Annotated in this window: 16 protein-coding genes and 1 tRNA gene; 6 read left to right on the plus strand and 11 right to left on the minus strand. The window is 67.5% G+C overall.

The window, feature by feature from the left end; genetic code table 11:
- Nucleotides 1–19: 19 nt before the first annotated feature.
- The 3 genes from BMY29_RS02525 to ppc form a co-directional block, all read right to left on the minus strand.
- Entirely contained in the window at nt 20–1,645 is a 1,626-nt protein-coding gene (locus BMY29_RS02525) for a 4Fe-4S ferredoxin N-terminal domain-containing protein (protein ID WP_049991867.1), read from the minus strand.
- A gap of 506 nt (nt 1,646–2,151) precedes the next feature.
- Nucleotides 2,152–2,236 (minus strand) — tRNA-Ser (locus BMY29_RS02530).
- A 130-nt stretch (nt 2,237–2,366) separates the two neighbouring features.
- Nucleotides 2,367–5,057: a phosphoenolpyruvate carboxylase gene (gene ppc / locus BMY29_RS02535; protein WP_049991868.1), complete on the minus strand. Its 2,691-nt coding sequence runs from the start codon at nt 5,055–5,057 to the stop codon at nt 2,367–2,369.
- Between the two features lie 410 nt (nt 5,058–5,467).
- Here ppc and BMY29_RS02540 point away from each other — a divergent pair, with 410 nt between their 5' ends.
- Together BMY29_RS02540 and speB are read left to right on the plus strand one after the other, a co-directional pair.
- Nucleotides 5,468–6,796 (plus strand): aspartate aminotransferase family protein, encoded by a 1,329-nt coding sequence (locus BMY29_RS02540; protein WP_049991869.1) that lies wholly within the window; start codon nt 5,468–5,470, stop codon nt 6,794–6,796.
- The gene (speB, locus tag BMY29_RS02545; RefSeq protein WP_049991870.1) at nt 6,789–7,802 is read left to right on the plus strand and encodes an agmatinase; all 1,014 of its coding nucleotides are present in this window, start codon (nt 6,789–6,791) and stop codon (nt 7,800–7,802) included. The genes BMY29_RS02540 and speB overlap by 8 nt, the downstream gene beginning before the upstream one ends.
- Nucleotides 7,803–7,811: 9 nt before the next feature.
- On the opposite strand, the gene BMY29_RS02550 is transcribed toward speB, so the two are convergent.
- A complete protein-coding gene (locus BMY29_RS02550; protein WP_049991871.1) occupies nt 7,812–8,867 on the minus strand; it encodes an NrpR regulatory domain-containing protein in 1,056 nt (351 codons plus the stop codon).
- 125 nt (nt 8,868–8,992) lie between these two features.
- On the opposite strand from BMY29_RS02550, the gene BMY29_RS02555 reads away from it, so the two are divergent.
- Nucleotides 8,993–10,426 (plus strand): sodium:solute symporter family protein, encoded by a 1,434-nt coding sequence (locus BMY29_RS02555; RefSeq protein ID WP_049991872.1) that lies wholly within the window; start codon nt 8,993–8,995, stop codon nt 10,424–10,426.
- An 82-nt stretch (nt 10,427–10,508) separates the two neighbouring features.
- On the opposite strand, the gene BMY29_RS02560 is transcribed toward BMY29_RS02555, so the two are convergent.
- Genes BMY29_RS02560 through BMY29_RS02570 form a run of 3 tightly spaced genes read right to left on the minus strand, consistent with a single transcriptional unit; the run spans nt 10,509 to nt 13,897 of the window.
- Nucleotides 10,509–11,738, minus strand: coding sequence for an ABC transporter permease (locus BMY29_RS02560; protein ID WP_049991873.1), 1,230 nt, complete (start codon nt 11,736–11,738; stop codon nt 10,509–10,511).
- A gap of 1 nt (nt 11,739) precedes the next feature.
- Complete coding sequence (locus BMY29_RS02565) at nt 11,740–13,107, minus strand: ABC transporter permease (RefSeq protein ID WP_074854612.1); 1,368 nt, start codon at nt 13,105–13,107, stop codon at nt 11,740–11,742.
- Nucleotides 13,100–13,897, minus strand: coding sequence for an ABC transporter ATP-binding protein (locus BMY29_RS02570; RefSeq protein WP_049991874.1), 798 nt, complete (start codon nt 13,895–13,897; stop codon nt 13,100–13,102). The genes BMY29_RS02565 and BMY29_RS02570 overlap by 8 nt, the downstream gene beginning before the upstream one ends.
- 311 nt (nt 13,898–14,208) lie before the next feature.
- Here BMY29_RS02570 and BMY29_RS02575 point away from each other — a divergent pair, with 311 nt between their 5' ends.
- Genes BMY29_RS02575 through BMY29_RS02585 form a run of 3 tightly spaced genes read left to right on the plus strand, consistent with a single transcriptional unit; the run spans nt 14,209 to nt 16,642 of the window.
- Nucleotides 14,209–14,472, plus strand: a complete 264-nt coding sequence (locus BMY29_RS02575) for a DUF8044 family membrane protein (protein WP_049991875.1) — start codon at nt 14,209–14,211, stop codon at nt 14,470–14,472.
- Nucleotides 14,469–15,602, plus strand: coding sequence for a DUF4350 domain-containing protein (locus BMY29_RS02580; protein WP_049991876.1), 1,134 nt, complete (start codon nt 14,469–14,471; stop codon nt 15,600–15,602). The genes BMY29_RS02575 and BMY29_RS02580 overlap by 4 nt, the downstream gene beginning before the upstream one ends.
- A complete protein-coding gene (locus BMY29_RS02585; RefSeq protein ID WP_049991877.1) occupies nt 15,599–16,642 on the plus strand; it encodes an AAA family ATPase in 1,044 nt (347 codons plus the stop codon). Before BMY29_RS02580 ends, BMY29_RS02585 begins: the two co-directional genes overlap by 4 nt.
- 143 nt (nt 16,643–16,785) lie before the next feature.
- On the opposite strand, the gene BMY29_RS20490 is transcribed toward BMY29_RS02585, so the two are convergent.
- From BMY29_RS20490 to BMY29_RS02600, 4 genes are all read right to left on the minus strand, one after another.
- A complete protein-coding gene (locus BMY29_RS20490) occupies nt 16,786–16,983 on the minus strand; it encodes a DUF8066 domain-containing protein (protein ID WP_143067642.1) in 198 nt (65 codons plus the stop codon).
- Nucleotides 16,984–17,116: 133 nt separating this feature from the next.
- On the minus strand, nt 17,117–18,130 hold the full coding sequence (locus tag BMY29_RS02590) for a DUF7982 domain-containing protein (RefSeq protein WP_049991878.1): 1,014 nt from the start codon (nt 18,128–18,130) through the stop codon (nt 17,117–17,119).
- Nucleotides 18,127–18,714 (minus strand): DUF8163 family membrane protein, encoded by a 588-nt coding sequence (locus BMY29_RS02595; protein WP_074854613.1) that lies wholly within the window; start codon nt 18,712–18,714, stop codon nt 18,127–18,129. The genes BMY29_RS02590 and BMY29_RS02595 overlap by 4 nt, the downstream gene beginning before the upstream one ends.
- Nucleotides 18,711–20,297 (minus strand): DUF58 domain-containing protein, encoded by a 1,587-nt coding sequence (locus BMY29_RS02600; protein ID WP_049991879.1) that lies wholly within the window; start codon nt 20,295–20,297, stop codon nt 18,711–18,713. The genes BMY29_RS02595 and BMY29_RS02600 overlap by 4 nt, the downstream gene beginning before the upstream one ends.
- Nucleotides 20,298–20,454 lie beyond the last annotated feature (157 nt).

Raw genomic sequence — 20,454 nt, forward strand, 5'->3', positions numbered from 1 at the left:
GAGTTCTCCCACTCGACGGTTAGTCGTCTCGGAACCCGAATCCGACGGTCTGGTCGTCGAGAACCTCCTGGCGCCTGTCGACCATCCCGACGTCCTCGTAGGAGGTCGGACCGGGAACCTGCTCGGCGTCGGGACCCGGCTCGTTGCCGAGATAGGTGACGTTCGGATTCGTTCCGATGTCCGCGAGGAGTTCGAACTCCGATTCGGGACCGTCGATGAACCCCTCGAACCGCTCCTGGGCGAGCTCTTCGTCGGGGCCCTGAAACTCCTCGTCGTCGCCCGGTTCTTCGGCGAGTTCGAGCCGAACGAGGGCGTCCTGGGCTTCGAGATTGACCTGCTCTTCGAGGGCACTCACGACGTCGAGGACCGTCTGCTCCTTGTCCGGCAAGCTATCGCCTGGCGGCGGGTCCTGCTCGTAGTCCTCCTGCGTGATCTCGACGGCCTTCGCGAGGGCGATCGACTCCTCGGAGAGCCCGTTGACGTTCTCGATGGCTGCGTCGAGGTCCGCGTCGTTGCCAAGCGAGGACTCGAGCTCGTCCTGCGACGGCAGTTGCGACTCCATTTGGATGACCGTCCGCGCCCTGCTCGGGTTCTCCTGGTAGCGCTGCGGGTCGCTCGCGGGGTTGTTCTTGTCGCCGAACTGGATCACGTTCGGCGGGCAGGCCTGCTCGCAGGCGGTCGTGCCGACCAGCGACTCGCCGTGTTCGCCGTCCTGACGGACCGGGTCGAAGACGCACTTCGACATGACGCCCCGGGGCGCGCGTCGACTCACCGGCCGTTCGCGGTCGTCGTATCTGGACTCCTGATCGAGTTCGTCCAGGTCGACGTCGGGTTCGTCCCACTGGAAGTAGTTGACGCCGTAGGGACAGGCAACCTGGCAGTACCGGCAGCCGATACAGACCTCGTAGTCGGTGAGGACGATTCCGTCCTCGTTGCGGGTGTGACGGGCCGTCGTCGGACAAACCTTCTCACAGGGGGCGTCAGTACAGTGCTGACACGGTCGGACGAGGTAGTTGAAGTCGCGGACGCTGTCGAACTCGTCCGGTTCGGGAGACTCGACCTGTCCGTCTTCGAACGCGAGGACGTACATCCAGTTCGCGCCCTCGTCCCAGTTGTGCTCCTGGTTACAGGCGGTAACACAGGAGAGACAGCCGTCACAGTGCTCGAGGTCGATTGTCATTCCCCACTGCGTTCCCGATTCGGGCTCTTGGCTTTCCGACGTCTCTTCAGCGGCCATGTTCGGGGCCTCGTCGCCGCCCTGAGTCTCGGCCGTCCCCCAGGCGCTGAGACCGACGAATCCGGCACCCGCACCCGCCTTCTTGAGCATGTCCCGACGGGACTCGTCGTCCCCGAGGCCCGAGAGCATCGCTCCCAGTCCGCCCTCGTCGTCGCCGTCGTCCGGACTGGCGATCGGCCGCTCGTCCTCGCCGAACTCCTCCATCACCTCTTCGTGGTATCGCTCGTGGAACGCCTCCTCCGAGAGTTCCCCCTTGGTGACGCGCATGGCATCGCGCGCCATATCCATCCCGAGGTCCGTGTCGTACTCCGTCTCGTCGAGTAGATCCTCGAGATCGTCTTGCCACGCCTCGCCGAGCGGATGGAACGTCTCGTCGTCGGCGGGCTCGTCCGATTTGTCAGCAGTCATCACACCACCCTGGCCAGTCTGTCGAAGCTCGAGTCACGTTCATTGCGGTCGTGTCCCAATTCGTACCACAAGAATTCGCATAGTGACCGCGCCTGCGAATGACGGGCCGCCCCCTCGGCGATTCGGGAATTGGGTCCGCGCGAAAACGGTCCTGAAATTTCCGCGGCGGACGGTTATATTCGCTCCATCGCCGGACTATCGATGCCGACCCGCCTGCGCCCGCGGCACCGGTTCAACGCTCGCGGTTTCGATTCGGTGCTTGCGTTCGGCGACGCAGATATCGAACTGTTCAACCGAAATTCCCGAACCCGGTTTGAACCACCGAGTCACGTTACACCGCTCCGCGACGCTCGTCGGTTTGTGTCGCGAAGAAGCGCCGAGAGGGAGATTTGAACCACGCCCGAGAACCTGCGCTTCGCGCAGAACCTCGGTCTAATTCAAATCATCGTTTGCATTCTTACGGCACAGACGACTCGCTTCGCTCATCGTTTTGTGTCGTGAAGAAGCGCCGAGAGGGAGATTTGAACTCCCGAGTCCGTGAGGACAGCAGATTTCGAATCTGCCGCCTTGGCCGGGCTAGGCTATCTCGGCTCACCCGTACGTACCCGGGAGAGGTTTTTACCGGTTTCGATTTTTCTCCACCTCGTGACTGATTCACTCTCACTGGCGACGGCGGTTACCGGCGGTCGCCGACCCGATCCGAACCGATGGATCGCTCCGGTTAGCCCGTGTTCTTCATGCCGGCCGCGATTCCCTTGACCGTCAGCCGCAGCGTCCGTTCCTCGATGTCGGTCCGGTGGGTCTGGTTCAGCAGGTAGACCTGAAGGGTGTTCAGCGGGTCGACGTACGGGTTCCGGCGCTCGAGGTTTTCCCCGAGCCAGTCGCGGGTATGAAGCTGGTCACGTTGACCGATCTCCGTGATCAGTTCGGCCGCGCGCTCGTACTCGTCGGTCACCCGCGGGAAGAACTGCTCGCGCAGATCCGGCTCCGCCAGGTCGGCGTACTGCTCGGCGATTTCGAGTTCGGTCCGGGACAGCGAGAGCGCGGCGTTGTCCAGGGTCGTTCGGAAGAATGGCCACTCCTCGTACATCGCCTGGAGGGTCTCGATCGAGCCGCCCGCATCGAGGTAGGCCTCGATTCCGGAGGCGAGGGCGTACCAACCGGGGAGGATACACCGCGATTGCGTCCAGGAGAACACCCACGGGATCGCCCGGAGATCCTCGACGGTGCGCTCGCCCGACCGCGAGGCCGGCCGCGAGCCCAGATTGAGATCTTCGATGACGGTGATCGGCGTCGCTTGCTCGAAGTACTGGACGAACCCGTCGCTCTCTAAGAGGTCGCGGTACTCCTGCCGAGCGGCGTCGGCCATCGTCTCCATGGCGTCGATCCACTCCTCGTGGACCTCCTCTTCGGGCTGATCCATCGCGTACAGGCGCGCGCGCAACTGTGCGTTGACCATCTGCTCGATGTTGCGCTCGGCGATCCGCGGGTTGGCGTACTTCTCGGCGATCGCTTCCCCCTGCTCGGTAAACTTCACCTGGCCGGTCACGGTGCTGTTCGGAAGCGCCAGCAGCGCTTCGTTCATCGGGCCGCCGCCCCGCGAAATCGAGCCGCCGCGGCCGTGGAACAGCCGCATGGTCACGTCGTGGTCATCGCAGATCTCGCCCAGCCGGCGCTGGTTCTTGTACAGCGACCAGTTCGCGGCGAGGAAGCCGTTCTCTTTGTTCGAGTCCGAGTACCCCAGCATGATCTCCTGGGTGCGCCCGCGCGCTTCCAGCGCCTGGCCGTAGGCCTCGTTCTCGAACAGCGTGCCCATGATTCGGCGCGCGCCCGACAGCGCGTACTCGGTCTCGAGCAGCGGGACGATATCGATCCCGCTGTGTTCGGGCAACGAGACGACGCCCGCCTGGTCGGCCAGGAACAGCACCTCGAGGACGTGGCTGGGTTCTTCGGTCATCGAGATGCAGTAGGTGTCGATCGCGTGGACGCCGTACTCGCTTTGCCACGCCGCGAGGTTGTCGAACAGCCGGAGGACGCGCGCGGAGTCGTCCGACAGGTCTTCGGTCTCGGCGAGGTCGATCACGGGTTCGTCCTGAAGGACGGCGTCGGTCAGCCACTCGGCGCGTTCGTCCTCGGACATCGCGTGATAGTCGACGCCTTCCTGCTCGAGGGCTTCGGCAATGGCATCGGTGTGTTTCTGCTGGTGATCGCGGAGGTCGAGACTGGCCAGCGAGAAGCCGAAGGTCGCGACCTGGCGGCGGATCGGATCGACGTGGGCGTCGACGACGCTCTCGGCGCCGTTCTGGCGGAGGCTCTCGGCGATCGCCTCGAGATCGGCGAGCAGGTCGTCGACGTCGTCGTAGCCGCCAGGCCGGACGTCGCCGACGCGGTCGAGCCGTTCGCGCATGAGCTTGAGCTTCTGGCGGTAGGGCTCGTCGGGGTAGCGTTCCTCGGCGGTGCGGGCGCTGCCGGGCAGGCGCTCGCGGTCCTCCTCGAGCGAGGCCTGGAACGCGGAGCCTGGGTCGATCCGGCTGCCGTCCTGACTCAAGACGCCCGAGAGGCGCTTGAGTTGCTCGCGGTACTTCTCGAGAACGACCGAGCGCTGGCGCTCGAGCGTATTCGCGGTGACTTCAGGGGTCACGAAGGGGTTCCCGTCCCGGTCGCTGCCGGCCCACGACCGGAACTCGAAGAGCTTCGGGATCTCGAGGCTGCCGTCGATTTCCTCGTCGATGGCGTCGGCGAGTTCGTCGTAGACTTCGCCGACGACGTCGAACAGCGTGTTCTCGAGGTACCACTGGACGTTGCGCGCTTCGTCTTCGGGCTCGGGCTGGCGGTTGCGCACCTGCGGGGTCTGCCAGAGGCTCGTCACTTCGGCGTCGATATCCCGCCAGATCTGGCCTTTTTCTTTCTCGGTCAGCAGCCGCTCGTCCAGCGTTTCGAGCTCCGTCGAGATGGTTCGGAGCTTCGACTTGACGGTCTTTCGCCTGGCCTCGGTGGGGTGGGCGGTAAACGTCGGCTCGATCAACACGTCGTCCAAGACCTGGCGGACGGTCTCGAGATCCTTCTCGCCGAGTTCGTCGGCGGCGGTCTCGAGGCTGTCCTCGAGGGTTCCGTCCTGGGAGTCGGTGCGGATGGTGCGGACGCGCTCGCGTTCCTCCGCGAGGTTGATCAACTCGAAGTAGGTGGTGAAGGATCGCGCGACGATCCGCTGGTTGTGGGGCGAGAGCCCTTCGAGTTCGGTGATCAGCGGTTCGCGGGAGTCGAGTTCGCCCGACCGGTAGTCGATGGCGGCCTGGCGAGCGGATTCGACCGTCTCGAAGCCCTTGCGAGAGGTTTGGGCTTCGATGACGTCTCCGAGCAACTCGCCGAGTTCCCGGACGTCCTGTCGGACGTCCCTGTTGTGAAGTCGCATGTGTCGTGGATGTGCGTGCCACGATAAAAATCCCCCGCAGAAGCACTGACGACCACATTCATCGTCTTCCGTGATAGTTATTGATGAGCGAGCCCGATCGAGAACCGACCGTTTCGACCCGGCACTTATCTTCAGAATTCCCGTTTCTCTGGAACCTCATACGGAATAATTTACTACAAATGTAAATCATATCTCTATCGTCGTCTTCTCGCTGTTTATGTACTCGTCGCTGCGACATTCAATTCGACTTGACGCATGGGACGAATTCGCGCGGCGGGGAGAGTCGCGCGCCTGATGCGCGCTCAGCTAGGAGCAGTTCTACTGCTTCCGGGTCCCCGTTCTATTCGACCGACCCGACCAGAATAGCTAAGAGCGTATGGGTGGCAATGTATTGCCATGGTGATTCGGTAATGTCGCGGCATGATGCTGTCTCGAACGAGACGCTCGAAACGCGGTACGACGAGTACATGATGCCGATCTGGAAGTCGCTGAACGTCCCGCTCCGGCGCGCGTCCGACTGTACCGTCGAGGACTTCGACGGGAACGAGTATCTCGACGTTTTCTCCGGGATTTCGGTCACGAACGTCGGACACCGGAACGACGCGGTCGTCGACGCAGCGAAAGCCCAACTCGACGAGTTCGTTCACGGTTGTTCGTACGTCCACCCGAATCGACCGGTCGCCGACCTGGCCGAGCGAATTGCCGAGATCACCCCGGGCGATCTCCGAAAGAGCTTCTTCTGCAATTCCGGCACGGAGGCCGTCGAAGGCGCGATCAAACTCGCTCGAAAGTATACGGGGAGCAAGGAAGTGGTCGCCCTCGAGATGGGATTCCACGGGCGCACGCTCGGCAGCCTGGCGCTCACCGGGAACCACACCTACAAACGCGAGATGGGTCCCGCGATAAACGACGCGGTCCACGCGCCCGCTCCCTACCGCTATCGTTGGGGTGCCGACGCCGATTCGGAAGCCGCGTTCGCGGACCGCGCGGCGGCCGAGATCGAACACGTCATCGGGACGCACACGAGCGACGATCTCGCCGCGATCGTCGTCGAACCGGTCATGGGCGAAGGTGGTATCGTAGTGCCACCGAAGGGGTGGCTCGAGCGGGTCGCAGAGATCGCCCACGACCACGACGCGCTCCTGATCGCCGACGAGGTCCAGACGGGATACGGGCGGACCGGCTCGATGTTCGCCACCGAGCACTTCGACGCGACCCCCGATATCCTCACGCAGGCCAAGGGGATCGCGAACGGGCTTCCCCTCGGCGCGTTCACGGCGTCGCCGGAGATCGCCGACGCCTTCGAGTCCGGCGACCACCTCTCGACGTTCGGTGGCAACCCGGTCGCCTGCGCCGCCGCGCTCGCGACGATCGACGAACTCGAGGGTGGAATCGTCGCCGAGACAGCCGAGAAAGGCGCCTGGCTCGACGACGAACTCGCGGCGCTCGAGGACGACTTCGACGTCGTCGGCGACACCCGCGGACTCGGGCTCATGCAGGGCATCGAGCTCGTCGATCCGACCGAGACCGGGCCCCGGGGCGCCGCCCCGGCGCCCGCGAAGGCGCTCGCGGCGACCGTCGGCGACGAACTCCGCGATCGCGGGATCATCGTGGGCGTCGGCGGCTACTACAAGAACGTGGTGCGGTTCCAGCCGCCGCTGACGATCACGACCGACCAGCTCGACCGGACGCTCGGGGAACTCCGCGCCGTCCTCGAGGAGGTGACGGCCGATGCGTGACGAGCGTAATCAGTCTCGCGCCGGCGCGTTCAGAGAGCGTCACGCGGGCGCCGGCGTCGAACTCGCCTACGCCGGTCACCAGACGTTCCTCAAGGGTGACCCGCGGGACGTCGACGATCTCGACGACGTCGACGTCGCGGTCCTCGGCGCGCCCCTCGACGCCGCCGCGAGCAACAGGCCAGGCGCCCGCTACGGGCCGGCGGCGATCCGGAAGGCGAGCGCCTGGTGGGCGTACCTCTCGGGGTACAAGGGCGGGCTGACGAACATGAACACGCGCGCTCAGGTCGACTTCAGCGACGTGACGGTCGCCGACTGCGGGGACGTCCCGGTCTTCCCGCAGGATCAGGAGACGTCCGCTGAGAGCATCACCGCCCACGTCGCGACCGCGGCCGAGCAGGCGTTTCCGGTGCTGCTCGGCGGCGATCACTACTGTACGTATCCCTCCTATCGCGGCTTCGCCGAGGCGATCGACGCCGACAGCGTCGGGCTCGTCCAGATCGACGCGCACACGGATACCGCCGACGAGAGCCCGGTCCTCGGCGAGCACTTCCACGGCTCGTCCACCAGGCTGATCGCGGAGTCCGACTACGGCGACTACGAGACCGTCAGCCAGATCGGGATCCGCGGGTACGAGTCGCCCGGGTTCTTCGAGTTCGCCGAGGAGAGCGGCCTGAACCTCTATACGATGCGAGACGTCCACGAGCGCGGGATCCGCGACGTCGTCGCCGACGCGATCGAGCGGGCGGCCGACGGCACCGACGCGGTTTACGTGACGTTCGACATCGACTCGGTCGATCCGAGCGTCGCGCCGGGGACGGGGACGCCGGAACCCGCCGGGCTCAGCAGCCGCCAGGCGCTCACCGTTATGGAACTGCTCGGGACGCACGACGCGGTCGGCGCCGCTGATCTCATGGAAGTCGCTCCCGAGTACGATCCCACGCAGTCGACCCAGACGCTGGCGGCGTACCTCCTCGTCACGCTCATCGAGCGGCAGTTCGCCGAGTGACGCGAGACGCTACGGTCGCCGCGTCTGCACGGCGGCGACGGGTTCGAACCGCGAGCGAGGGACCAGGCCGGACAGCGTTTCCCACGACTCGGCGTACCCGTCGGCGACGAGCAGCGAGAGAACGAGTTCGCCGACCGCGCCGTAGGTCATCGACGCGAACCCCCAGCCCGGTTTCTCGGTCGGGAACGGGCCGTCCTCGCGCGGTTTCCGAACGTCGAAGACGCCGCCGAGTCGCTCGCGGGTTTCGATCGCCAGATCGACGGCCTCGTCGTATCGGGTAAGCGGGAACTCGCGGTTGTCGACGACGAACAGGGCGGGCACGGCGCTGTCGTCGAACGCGGGCCGAACCGCGGTTCGGCCGGCTTCGATCAGGAGGCTGACGACGTCGACCGTCGATCCAGCGCCGCTGATCGCATCCGTATACCGGAGGATCGCGCCACCGTTGTCGGGATCGAACGATCCCTCGTGGGGAAACGCATCGGGATCGCGGCCCGGAGAGTACTCGACGATGCCGGCCGTCCGGAGGTCGGCATTGATACCTCGCGAGAGTAACACCCCGTCGAGCGTGATGCTCGAGGGCGCGGAGAGCCGGACCAGGTCGGGCGATTCGGAGTCGGCGTCGACCAACGACGCGTCTTCGACCGCGATCCGGATCGGGCCGAGCGGCGTCTCGGCCAGCGGTTCGATCGCGTCCAGTGCGGCGTCGAGTTCCGCTCGCCGAACAGTGACCGAAGCGGCGATGATCTCACCGGTATCCTCGAACGGATCGTAGGTCACCCGGCCGGTCAGCGTCCTGATCCGCTCGCGGACCTGTTCGAGGCGGGCGCTGACGTGTCCGCGTTCGAGTTCCGACCGCCCTTTCGCGGTCAACCGGCGTCCTTTCCCGGGGATCTTCTCGGTGTGACCGGCTTCGTCCAGGTCCGAGAGCATCAGCCGGACGGTGCGTCCCTTAATGGAATACCCGTGCCGGTTGAGCAGATCGACCAGGCGGATGCTGCCGATGGGTTCGTGGCCGTCGATGAGGCGGAGGAGATCGTACGCCCGACGGTCGAGATTTTCGGGCATGGCCCTACCGCTATCCTATAGTCCAATAAACGTGTCCGTTATCGGTGCGCTCCGTTCGACCATTTTTGCTGTGAGTTTCTCTCTCATGAGAACTACTATATACTATAATGCGGCAACCCATTTCCATGGTAGTGTCGACCATTGACACTGGCGTGCTGGCGCTCTACATGCTCGGCTTGCTGGCCGTCGGCTACTGGGGGTACCGGAAATCGGACACGCTCGACGACTATCTCGTCGCGGGCCGCAGTATTCCGATCTGGATGTACGTGCCGGTCATGTCCGCCGTCATCCTCGGCGGTGCCTCGACGATCGGTGGCGGCGGGCTCGGTTACCAACACGGCGTTTCCGGTGCCTGGCTCGTCATCATGCTCGGCCTCGGGACGGTCGCGCTCGGCGTTCTGATTTCGACGAACCTCGCCAATCTCAAGGCCTACTCGCTCGGCGAGGTCCTCGAGCGCCGGTTCGACCGGTACTCCGGAACGATCGGCGCCGTCATCGCCGGCATTTACGCGCTCACGCTCGCGATCACCCAGACGATCGCGATCGGGAAGGTACTGAGCGTCCTGTTCGGCTTCGAACAGAATACGATGATCCTGGCGGCGGGGATCATCGTCATCAGCTACACCATGCTGGGCGGCATGCTCTCGGTGACGATCACCGACTTCGTGCAGTGGTGTATCATGACCGTCGGCATCTTCTTCCTCGCGCTCCCGCTCGGACTCGACGCCGTCGGCGGCGTCTCGGGGCTGACGGCCGAACTGGAGCCCTCGTACTTCGACGTCACTGCCATCGGGTGGCAGACGATTGCCAGCTACTTCCTGCTGTACGTCCTCGGGATCATGATCGGACAGGACGTGTGGCAGCGGGTCTTCACCGCCGACGATCCCGAGACCGCTCGCAAAGGGACGATCGCCGCGGGCTCGTTCGCGATCGTCTACGGGATCGCGACCGCCGTCCTCGGCGCGATCGCGGTCGTCCTCCTGCCGAACCTCTCGGATCCCGAACTCGCGCTCCCGCAACTGATCTTGGAAATCGTTCCGGTCGGGCTCTCGGGGCTCATCCTCGCGGGGTTCGTGTCCGCGATGATGTCGACCGCTGACTCGGCGCTTCTCGCGTCGAGTACCCTGTTCACCAACGACGTCTACAAGCGGTTCGTCGCTCCCGACGCGTCCGACGAGACCTACGCTCGCGTCTCGCGAGCGCTCATCCTCGTTCTCGGCGTTCTCATGATCTACGCCGCGATCGCGATCGGAAACGTCGTTCAGGCGTTATCGCTCACCTACGCGCTGCTCAGCGGGAGTATCTTCGTCCCGATCTTCGCCGCCTTCTTCTGGACGGGCGCGACGTGGCAGGGCGCGCTCTCGTCGATCTTCGTCAGCGCGGCCGTCGTGATCGCGACCATCTGGATGCACGGGTTCGCGTCGAACCTCCCGATCATCTACGGACTGCTCACCAGCGCGGTCACCTTCACGACGGTGAGCCTGCTGACCGGCCCGCCCGCGCGAGAGAAGGTCCGCACCTGGTCCGAGAAGCTCGATTCCGGCCCCTCGACGGAGTAACCGAGCGATCGAGTTCGCGCGTGCACTCGTCGGGTCGATCGGCGGTCCGCTGCTCCGAGATGCCGATTCCCGACGACCGCACTCACTCTCGAAGGTTGTCGACGCGCGCGTAGCCGGCCGCCCGCCAGCCGGCGACGACGGCGCCGAGCGTCCCGATGCCGACCGCGATCAGGAACCCGACCCCGTAGAGGAGCGGCGGCGTTCGGAGCAAGTTCTCGAACCCGACGACGGAGGCGGCCAGGCGATCGAGCGCCGCGGCGAACGCCGGGGTCGCGGCGAGACCGAGGGCGCCGCCGAGCATGCCAAGGACGAACCCCTGACCGCCGACGAGGCCCGCGAGCAGGCCGCGCGAGAGCCCGATCGCTCGCAGCGCCGCGAGCCGCTCGCGCTGGTGGGCGGCCACGAGCGCGAGCGTGTTCACCGTCAGCGCGACCCCGGCGAGCACCGCCAGCGCGACGAGCGTCACCCCGCTGGCGAGGACGAGCAAGTACTCACGCAGCATCGACTCGAGTTGCTCCTCGTTCGTCCGGACGTCGTACTCGGGATACGACCGCTGGAGGGCCTCGCTGACGGCCGCCGGGTCGGCGTCGGCCGCCGTGGTTACGGTCACGTACGTCGCCCGATCGGGGCCCGTCGTGCCGGTGACCGCCTGGAGCTCCCCGAGCGGCAGCGTCACCGTTGCCGTCCCGAGGAACTGCGAGTACGTCGACGAGATGCCGACGACCTCGAATTCGCGGTCCGGGGCGGTGGTCGGGCTCGTGCCGACGTAGACGGTATCCCCGACGCCGACGTCGAACCGCTCGGCCGTCTCGGGATCGACGACGATCTCGCGGCTCATCGGCCCCTCGTAGGTGCCGTCGGCGTAGTGGCTCTCCCCCGACGAGAACCCGTCGCCCGCTTCGATCGAGTGGCCGCGGTGCTCGCTCGGCACCCCGACGCCCGTCACGAGTTCGAGTTCGTCGGGCTCCGTCCCGACGTAGATTCCGTGAAACGCCAGCGGCGAGGCCGCCTCGACGTCGTCGCGAGCCTCCATCTCGTCGGCGAGTCCGTGGGCGTCGGTGATCGGGTTCTCGATGCCGCCGGTCGCCGTCAGTTCGACGGACTCTCCCGCGACCCAGACGTCCTGGCCGGACCGGTCGAATCGGTCCTCGCCGGTCTGGATGACGCCCAGCCCGAGACTTCCCAGGAGCGTGACGGCCAGGACGGCCAGGCCGATCGCGAGGACGACGAGCGCGGTCCGCCCGCGCTCGTGGCGCACTTGCTCGATCGTGAGGCGGGCGACCGCGCCGAATTTAGCGAGTTTCCCGCCCATGTTACCGCCCCAGTTCGGCGACGACGTTCGTTCGTGCGACGAGGTAGAGCGGGTACGGAAGCGCGAGCACGCCGGCGATCAGCGCCACTCCGACGGCGTAGGGCGCGAGGACCGGCCGGAGCGCCGCGATCGGTTCCGGGGCGACGGTCGCCGTCGCCACGCGGTTCGTCACTGCGATCCCGACGACGCCGAGGCCGACCCCGGCCAGCGCGCCCGCCAGCGTCAGCCCGAGCGTCGTCAGCGCGACGACGGCCAGGCGCGAGCGAAGCGAGAAGCCGACCGCCGCGAGCGCGGCGATCGTCCGCCGGTCCCGCTCGATCGTCAGCGCCGCCGCGGTCGCGACGAACAGCGAACAGATCGCGACCGCGACGACCAGCGCCACCAGGCTCGTCGCGAGCGCGAGGTCGTCGCTTCGAATCGACGCCACCCCGCCGTCGCCGCCGGCCCGGACCGTCGCGTTCGGATACGCGTCTTCGGCCGCCGCCTCGACCGTTCCCGTCGACGCGTCCGAACCGGCTTCGACGAGCACCTGGTCGGCGAGGTCGCCGTCGTCGGCGCCGGTCAGCGTCTGGAGTTCGCTCAAGTGGACCACGACCAGCGGTAGCTCGCCGGCTAGATCGGTGGTTTCGGTGTCGTCGACGGCGGTCACCGTTACGGTTCGGACGCCGGCGGGGGTTCGAGATCGGTTTTCGTCCGCTTCGTCCTCCGCCTGCCGTTGCTGTCCCCCCGCCCCCGACAGTTGCGACCGCGGACTTCCGATCGCGATGTCGTCCGCCGCCGTCGCGTTGAGGTCGTTCGCGACGGCGTCCGTCACGACGATTTCGTCCGTCCGCGGGCCGTCGAACGACCCGTTCGCGAAGTGCGGATCGCCCGGCTCGAGTCCGGCCGTCGAGACGCCTTCGATCTCGGTCGGTTTGGCCGGCGGCACGACGCCCAGCGCGAGCGCGGTTTCGGTCTCCCCGTCGGCGGTCCGGAGCCGCACGAGCTCCGTGAGGATCGGCGTCGCGTGCGCAACGTCGTCGCGGTCGTCGATCGTCGCCGTCCGCCCGTGGGTGTCCCCGAGGCGCGGCCCCTCGACGTCGATCACCGACGAGAGCGTGCCGCCGCCCTCGGGGACGACGCGGATCTCGGATTCGTCGGTCGTCGACTCGCCCGCCAGGCCGACCGCAATCCCGGTGACGACGAGCAACAGTGCGATCGTGAGCGCGACCAGCGAGACCGTCACCCCGGTCCGTCTCGGATGCCGGCGCAGTCGCGCGGCCAGGCGGTCGAGCGAGAGCCGGCAGAGGCCGAGCCACTGCTGGCGGCGGCTGCCGCGGCCGTGTTCTCTCCCTCGCTCGCGATCGCGGGTCTCGGGTTCGTCAGCCATCGCTCGTCCCGCTCGTTACCGTTCCGTCGAGCAGTCGAAGCACGCGATCGGTCACCGCGACCGCCCGCTCGTCGTGGGTCGCGATCAGGACCGTCCGGTCGTCCGCGACGTCGACGAGGAGGTCGAGCACCCGTTCGCCGGTCGCCGTGTCGAGTTCGCCGGTCGGTTCGTCGGCCAACACGAGGTCGGGATCGGTCACCAGCGCCCGCGCGATCGCGACGCGCTGTCGCTCGCCGCCGCTGAGTTCGCTCGGTCGGTGGTCCGCGCGATCGGCCAGGCCGACCCGTTCGAGCAGGTCGGTCGCTCGCCGCCGTCGCACTCGGCGGGCCACCCCGCGTTCGATCAGCGGGAGGGCGACATTGGTGCGCGCGGTCAGCGACGGGAGCAGGTGAAACTCCTGAAAGACGAATCCGACGCGATCGCGCCGCAGTGCGGTCCGTTCGCTCGCCGAGAGTCGCGTGAGATCCGTGCCGAGCACGTCGACGGTCCCCGCGGTCGGCTCGAGCAGTCCGCCGACGACGTGGAGGGCCGTCGACTTCCCGCTCCCGCTTGGTCCGACGAATCCGACGACCTCGCCGGCACGGGCCGTAAACGAGGCGTCGCGGAGCGCGGTGACCGATCGGGAGGGGTCGGACCGCAACCGCCCGGAACGGTCGCCGTACTCGTGAGTGACGTCCTCGCAGCGAACGGTGACGGGGGCGGACGCGTTCGTGCCCGCATCCGCGTTCGCTCGAGCCGCGTCCGCCGCAGTCGCCGGCTCGTTCGCGTTCGGTGGTGGATCGGCCGCCATGCGTTGGGTTCGGTCCGGATGCCAGACGGCGCGCAATCAGTGTTTGGATTTCGTTACCGATCGCTATAAGGCGGCGGGTCGGTTTCCGAAAACGAAACCGTCGCCGGCGCCGTTTCGCGCAGCGCAACTGTCGACGCGCGGTCGATTGTCGGCGACCGTGAACGGACGGGAGGAGCGAAACGGCCGTCGGAACCGTCCCGATCCGGCCGATTCGACGGAAGCGGCCGGATTGCGTTTCGACGCGTGTCAACGGTCGCTACGTTTAGGTGCTCCTGTGTAGGCGGTTGGAACGAATGCCAACCCAGCGTCGGATGCGCTTCGTCCGCGGCCACGTCGCGTGGATGGTCGCGACGCTCCTCGCGCTCGTCCTGCTCGATGCCGTCTCCTACGAGTTGTTTTTCGTCCTGTCGCTGATCGGACTGCTCGTCGTCACCGAGCTGACGGCGCCGTTTAACGTCGCGCCGACTTGGCGGCGCCGACTGCGCTGGCCGATCCTGCTCGGCCTGGCCGGCTTCGCGATCATCGTCGCGCGCCGGATCGTCGAGATCCTGCGGCCCGAGGTGGTGCCGGTATGAGCTGGCACGCGGGGCTGCTCGGCGACGGCGATGTCGACTGGCCGCGGGTCCTGTTGCTCGCGCTCGCGGCTACCGTGGTCCTCACGGTCGGAGCCGTCGCCGCGACGTCGTCGGCCTCGTTCGGGCCGTACAATCCCACGTGGGACGGCTCCTCGGAGTTCCGCGAGGACGTGCAGGCCGCTCCGGGCGTCGAGCACCATCTGATCCGCGACGCCGCCGAGTACGAGGAGCTGCCGGCGAACGACACGGTCGCGTTCGTCGTCGCGCCGGACGAGCCCTACGAGGACGAAGATGCTGCGCGCGTCCGCGAGTTCGTCGCCGAGGGCGGGACGCTCGTCGTCCTCGAGAACCGCGACGGGGCGAGCAACGAGTTACTGGCCGACGTCGGCGCCGAGGCGAGGGCGGACGGCCGACTCCTGCGGGACGAACAACACCACTTCCGCGGCCCGACGATGCCGGTCGCCGCGGACGTCGGGAACCACACGCTCGCGACCGGCATCGAGCAACTGACGTTCAACTACGCGACCGCCGTCGATCCCGGAAACGCGACGGTGCTGGTCGCGACCAGCGAGTTCGCGTACCTCGGGAGCGAGGACGACGGACTGGACGCGGGCGACGAACTCCGTTCGTATCCGGTCGCCACGGCCGAGAACGTCAGCAACGGGCAGGTAGTCGTCGTCGGCGATCCGAGCGTCACGATCAACGCGATGTACGACGAGCCGGACAACGCCGCGTTCGTCCGCGGACTCTACGACGACGCCGATCACGTCGTCGTCGACCGCTCCCACGGCGACGACGTGCCGCCGCTGACCGCCGCGGTCCTGACGGTCCGGGACTCGCCGTGGCTCCAACTCCTCGTCGGGACCGCAGGCATCGGCCTGGTCGCGGTCCTCTCGCGGGTGCGCGTCCGGTCCGTTCTCGAGACCGTCCGGGCCGTGCTGCCCGCGCGATTCCGGTCGGTCGAGGGACGCAGTGGCGGCGGCGGGAGTGAATCGAGCCGTCTCGGGCTCTCCGAGCACGATCGCGTCGAATACCTCCGCCGACGCCACCCTGAGTGGGATGATGATCAGGTAAAACGAATGGCAACAGCGTTTAACAATCACCGTATGGAAGAGGACGGCTACGAATGAGTAGCGACGATGATCCGGTCGACGAACCGAGCGCCGATCCGAGCGCCGTCTACGACCTGCTGCGCGCCGAGATCGACCGCGTCTTGATCGGTAACGATGAGGCAGTCGAGTACCTGGCGATCTCGCTGATAACTCGCGGCCACCTCCTGCTCGAGGGGGTTCCGGGGATCGCGAAGACGACGCTTGCGAACCTCTTCGCGCGGACGACCGGCCTCGAGTACAATCGCATCCAGCTGACGCCCGATACCCTGCCGGCCGACATCACCGGCACGCACATCTACCGACAGAGCACGGAGACGTTCGAACTGCAGCGCGGCCCCGTCTTCGCCAACCTCGTCGTCGCCGACGAGATCAACCGCGCGACGCCGAAGACCCAGAGCGCGCTACTCGAGGCGATGGAGGAACGGCGCGTGACCATCGAGGGCGAGACGCTCTCCCTGCCCGACCCCTTCATGGTCGTCGCGACCCAGAACCCGATCGAGGCCGAGGGCGTCTTCCAGCTCCCGGAGGCCCAGCGCGATCGCTTCCAGTTCAAGCTCACGCTCGATCTCCCCGATCGGAGCGACGAACGGGAGCTGCTCGACCGCTTCGACAGCGATCCGGACCTCGGCCCCGGCGACGTCGATCAGGTCATCAGGCCGCGGGAGCTCGTCGACGCGCGCGAGACCGTCCGCGAGGTCCACGTCGCCCCGCCGGTCAAGGAGTACGTGCTCGACCTGGTCGCCGCGACGCGGGACCACGCGGACGTCTCCCACGGCGCCTCGCCGCGCGCGACGCTCGCCTTCCTCAACGGCTCGAAAGCCCGCGCCGCGATCCGCGGCCGCGACTACGTGATCCCCGACGATGTGAAGTCGATGGCCGAGCCGGTGTTGCGCCACCGCCTGGTGATGAGCACGGACGCTGACCTCAGTAACGTCGATCCGACCGACGTCGTCGCGGACATCGTCGACACGATCGAGCCGCCAGGCGCCGACGCGAGCGACGCGCCCGAGGCGCCGATGGCGAGCGACGGCGGGAACGAGTCCGTCGAGAAGCGGTAATCGGCTGCGGACCCCGAACCGCGCGACGGGTCCGTCTCGTCTTCCGCTCCGAAATCGATCTCCGGCAGCGGATAGTAACGCGGTTGCGTTAGTCAGAAACCCTGGTGAAACGCTCGTTACGAACGGGGGAGTGACTGAACGGGTTATCCCTCGTATGCGATTCGTTCGACGGCGACCACTACTCTGTAGACGAGATAGGCGAGGTACAGATTCACGGCCAGCAATACGCCGAGAATCGTTTCTGAGGTCAAAACACCGTATGCAATACTCGGAACGATCAAAAACATCAGAATCGTTCCGTGGATAATGGGGAGACTCACCCACGACGAATCAGCGGCCATAGCGGATAGATTCAATTATAATCTCAAATAATTTTTGTTTCGATTAGCCTCGTTCGCGTTCGATACGGATGCTTTACGAACGATCTGACCGACCCCGATTCGGAATCACTACTGAATACCGGACCCGGAGTACCTACTGCTCTGGCGACGACTCGTCGTCGCCCGTCCCGCTCGCTTCGGTCTCGTCGACGGCGGTCGCATTCGCGTCGATCGTCCCCGCGTCTTCCTCGACTCCTCGATCGTCCCAGCGACACGTAACGAGCCACTCGGCCTGCTCGTCGCCTGGCGCGATCGAGAGTCGGACCGGTCGGTCGAGGCCGGCCGCGACGCCGACCGCGAGGAACGAGGCGATCGGGTGGTCGAAGCGGTCGACGTCGCCGAACGCGCTGTCGCCGACGGCGACGGTGACCCGTCCGTCGGCCGGGTCGGCGTCCGGATCGGCGCGCGCGGCGAGTTCGAACTGTTCGACGAGTCCGTCGGCGAGCTGGGTCGCGAGCTGTCCCGGATCGGTCGCGAGGGGGTCCGTGAGCGTCCGTTCGAATTCTTCGAACAGCGTCGCGCCGGTGGGTTCGAGGACGAGCCCGCGGTGGTCGCGATCGGTCGCGATCGGTCCGTCGAGCTCCTCGCGGGCGGGAAGCGGGCGGTCGTCGGTCGCCCGCTGGGGGACGTACAGCCGCGCCCCCGCCCCCGCGTCGGCCGGCAGGTAGACGCGGTCGTCGCCCAGCCCGAGTTCGTCGGCGATCGCCGCCTGGTTGGTCGCCGTCGCGGCGTAGATGCGTTCGCCGACGTCCGCGGCGACGAACGCCCCGGGCGTCAGGTAGTAGGTCAGAACGCCGCCGAACAGCCCCGTCGCGGCGAGCGCGAATAGGACCGCTCGCCCGTCGGGGAACGGGACCGCCGCGAGGGCGGCGAGGACCCCGATGAGCGCGAGTCCGGCCGCCGTGCGTCGGTACTGCGCCCGGCGGACGCGGGCGTACTCGGTGCGCAGTCGACGGTTCTCCGCCTCGAGGAGTTCCGCTCGCGCCGCGAGCTCGACCAGGTCGTCGTCGCCGTCGGCGGGTCCGTCCGCTGTGGCTCCGTCGTTCGCGGTAGCGTCGTCGGTCTCCGGATCGATCCGTCGCTCGTCGCTGGCGTTGCGCGTACTCATGTCGTACTCGTGTCCGTCGTGTCCGTCATCTCGCCGGGGTCGGCGTCGAGGGTCGTCTCACCGGAGGTGTCGGGAGTCGATGCGGCTCCGTCCGTCGGCGCCCCGTTACCGTCGGCGTCAGGGACCAGGCCGAGGCGCACGAGTTCGAGTCGGTGGAGTCCGTACGCCCCGAGCGCGAGGAGCGCGAGGGCGGTCGCGGCGGCCAGCCAGGGCGGCTGCCAGCGGGCGACGAGCCACGCGCTGCCCGCGATCGACAGCGCGCTCGTGACCGCGACGAGCGCGACCCGGCCTGGGCTCGCCGTCCGGCGGAGCGGCGCGAGCACCGCAGCCGCGAACGCGGCTTCGACAATCGCGAGCGAGATCAGATCGATCCCGTCGGGGAACCACGCGAGGAGGGCGACGTGGCCGATCGCGATCGCATACGGGACGCCGAGGCCGTACCCGACGAGCGCCGTCGCGGCTCCCGCGGCCGCACCGACCGGGCCGGCGACCGCGCCGAAGGCGGCGACGAGCGCGAGGAGCGCGACGCCGGTCGGCCAACCCCGGCCGGTCGTCGCCGGAACCGCGTCGATGCGACCGCTCACGCGCGATCACCTCCGGCTCCGGCCTCGGCCCTCGACTCGGTTCCGGACCGACCCGCTTCCAAGACGGCCGAGAGCCGATCGGTCGGCGCGACCTCCAGAGCCGTCACGCCGTCCATCCGCGCGAGGTCCCGGCGGAACTCCTCGAACGCGACGTAGCGCTCGTAGGCCCGTTCGACGTCCGCCAGGCCGGCCGGCTCGTAGAGGACCGACGGCGCGAGCAGGACCGTGACGGCGGTTCCGCTCTGTCGGGCGAGTCTGACCGTCTCGCGGAGCTCCGTCGGCCGCGAGTCGTCGGTGCAGATGACGGTCCAGACCCCGTTTCGCGTCGCCGTCATCGCGGTGTTGACCGCGCCGTACAGCGGGTCCTCGGCCATCCGCTGCCGGTAGACCTGCCGATCGGCGTAGAACGGGCGCAACGCGTCCGTGAACGCGTCGTCCGCCCCTTCGAGGTCGGCGAGCGACCGCTGGACGTCCGCCGGCGTCGTCCGGCGGCGCAGCAGCGACCCGCCCGGTTCGGCCCCGCGTCCGACTGCCGCGGTCGCCGGCATCACCTCGGTCCCGCCGGTCGACGACCCGGCCCGGGCGGTCGAAACCGGTACCGGCTCGGACGGCACGTCCGGATCCGCCGTCGGTTCGAGGTCGAGCAACCGCTGCCGGATCGTGCGATAGGTGACGGCCGCGGCGGCCACGTCGATGCGATCGGTCGAGCCGCCGTCGCCGACGGTCACCAGGCCGATCGGATCACTGTGCCGGTTGGCCGTGCCCGCGACGACCAGCGCGACCTCGCGGAGGAACGCCAGTTTCGTCTCGCCAGGGGGACCCGTCGCGAGCGAGCCACGGTGGTCGACGACCAGCAAGGTGCGCCGATCGGTCTCGGCCTCGTACTCGCGGACGTACGGCGTCATGAGCCGCGCCGTCGCCTTCCAGTCGATTCGGTTGCCCGCGTCACCGGGAACGTACTCGCGGAGCTCGGCGGGCTCGATCCCCGTCCCGGTTCGGTCGGCGTCGTGTAAGCCGTACGAGGCGGCGATCCGGTCGCCGCCCTCCCCGACGTGGATCCCGCGGGGACCGGGCGGTTCGACCGTCACGGTCGGCGCCGATCCCGCCGACAGCGTCTCGCGAAACAGGCCGTCGGTCGCCGTTACCGTCGGCTGCTCGAAGTCGTGGCGGCCGGCGACGGGCCAGGCGACCCGGCGCGTTCGGGAGGCGCGGTCGGTAGTCGGCTCGAGGGTGACTGCGAAGGGAGTCGTCGCGCGCGCCGCGACGGGGAGCCCGGCTTCGACTTCGACGGTCAGGGCCGTGTCCGCGTTCGTCTCCGCCCCCGGCTCGGCGTCGCGCTCGACGGCGAGCGTGATCGGCACCTCGTCGCCCGTTCGAACGTCGGTTCGGGCGGGCGACTGAACGACCGAGAGCGACGCCGTCGATCGCTCTAAGTCGCGGGCGAACCGGTACTGGTGAGCGAGCAACCAGGCGCCGACGAGGGCGGCGCCGGCAAGCGGGAGCGGACGCCCGAAGATGATTGCGAGGACGGCGAGTACGGCCGCCAGGGCGGCGACCGTTCCCCCGCGACGGGTAGGACGCATATCCGGATAGATTCCAATGCTCGTGTTGAAAGTATTGGTTGCTCACATTCGCCATTCGGATCGGCTATCCGAGCGCGAACGCAGCGGCTGCTAGGTACTAGTCCGAGAGCCGTCGTCGTGGACGACGGTACGCTGAACGATACTTTTTTGCGATAGA

Origin of the sequence: Natrinema salifodinae (genome assembly GCF_900110455.1) — an archaeon.
Classification (GTDB): domain Archaea; phylum Halobacteriota; class Halobacteria; order Halobacteriales; family Natrialbaceae; genus Natrinema; species Natrinema salifodinae.

Excerpts from the sequence above, each read along its gene's own strand:
- BMY29_RS02555 (WP_049991872.1), top strand. The coding sequence starts at position 8,993 with ATGGTAGTGTCGACCATTGACACTGGCGTGCTGGCGCTCTACATGCTC.
- ppc (WP_049991868.1), bottom strand. The coding sequence starts at position 5,057 with ATGCGACTTCACAACAGGGACGTCCGACAGGACGTCCGGGAACTCGGC.
- BMY29_RS02575 (WP_049991875.1), top strand. The coding sequence starts at position 14,209 with ATGCGCTTCGTCCGCGGCCACGTCGCGTGGATGGTCGCGACGCTCCTC.
- BMY29_RS02600 (WP_049991879.1), bottom strand. The coding sequence starts at position 20,297 with ATGCGTCCTACCCGTCGCGGGGGAACGGTCGCCGCCCTGGCGGCCGTA.
- BMY29_RS02565 (WP_074854612.1), bottom strand. The coding sequence starts at position 13,107 with ATGGCTGACGAACCCGAGACCCGCGATCGCGAGCGAGGGAGAGAACAC.
- BMY29_RS02590 (WP_049991878.1), bottom strand. The coding sequence starts at position 18,130 with ATGAGTACGCGCAACGCCAGCGACGAGCGACGGATCGATCCGGAGACC.
- speB (WP_049991870.1), top strand. The coding sequence starts at position 6,789 with ATGCGTGACGAGCGTAATCAGTCTCGCGCCGGCGCGTTCAGAGAGCGT.
- BMY29_RS02580 (WP_049991876.1), top strand. The coding sequence starts at position 14,469 with ATGAGCTGGCACGCGGGGCTGCTCGGCGACGGCGATGTCGACTGGCCG.
- BMY29_RS02525 (WP_049991867.1), bottom strand. The coding sequence starts at position 1,645 with ATGACTGCTGACAAATCGGACGAGCCCGCCGACGACGAGACGTTCCAT.
- BMY29_RS02570 (WP_049991874.1), bottom strand. The coding sequence starts at position 13,897 with ATGGCGGCCGATCCACCACCGAACGCGAACGAGCCGGCGACTGCGGCG.
- BMY29_RS02560 (WP_049991873.1), bottom strand. The coding sequence starts at position 11,738 with ATGGGCGGGAAACTCGCTAAATTCGGCGCGGTCGCCCGCCTCACGATC.
- BMY29_RS02540 (WP_049991869.1), top strand. The coding sequence starts at position 5,468 with ATGTCGCGGCATGATGCTGTCTCGAACGAGACGCTCGAAACGCGGTAC.
- BMY29_RS02585 (WP_049991877.1), top strand. The coding sequence starts at position 15,599 with ATGAGTAGCGACGATGATCCGGTCGACGAACCGAGCGCCGATCCGAGC.
- BMY29_RS20490 (WP_143067642.1), bottom strand. The coding sequence starts at position 16,983 with ATGGCCGCTGATTCGTCGTGGGTGAGTCTCCCCATTATCCACGGAACG.
- BMY29_RS02550 (WP_049991871.1), bottom strand. The coding sequence starts at position 8,867 with ATGCCCGAAAATCTCGACCGTCGGGCGTACGATCTCCTCCGCCTCATC.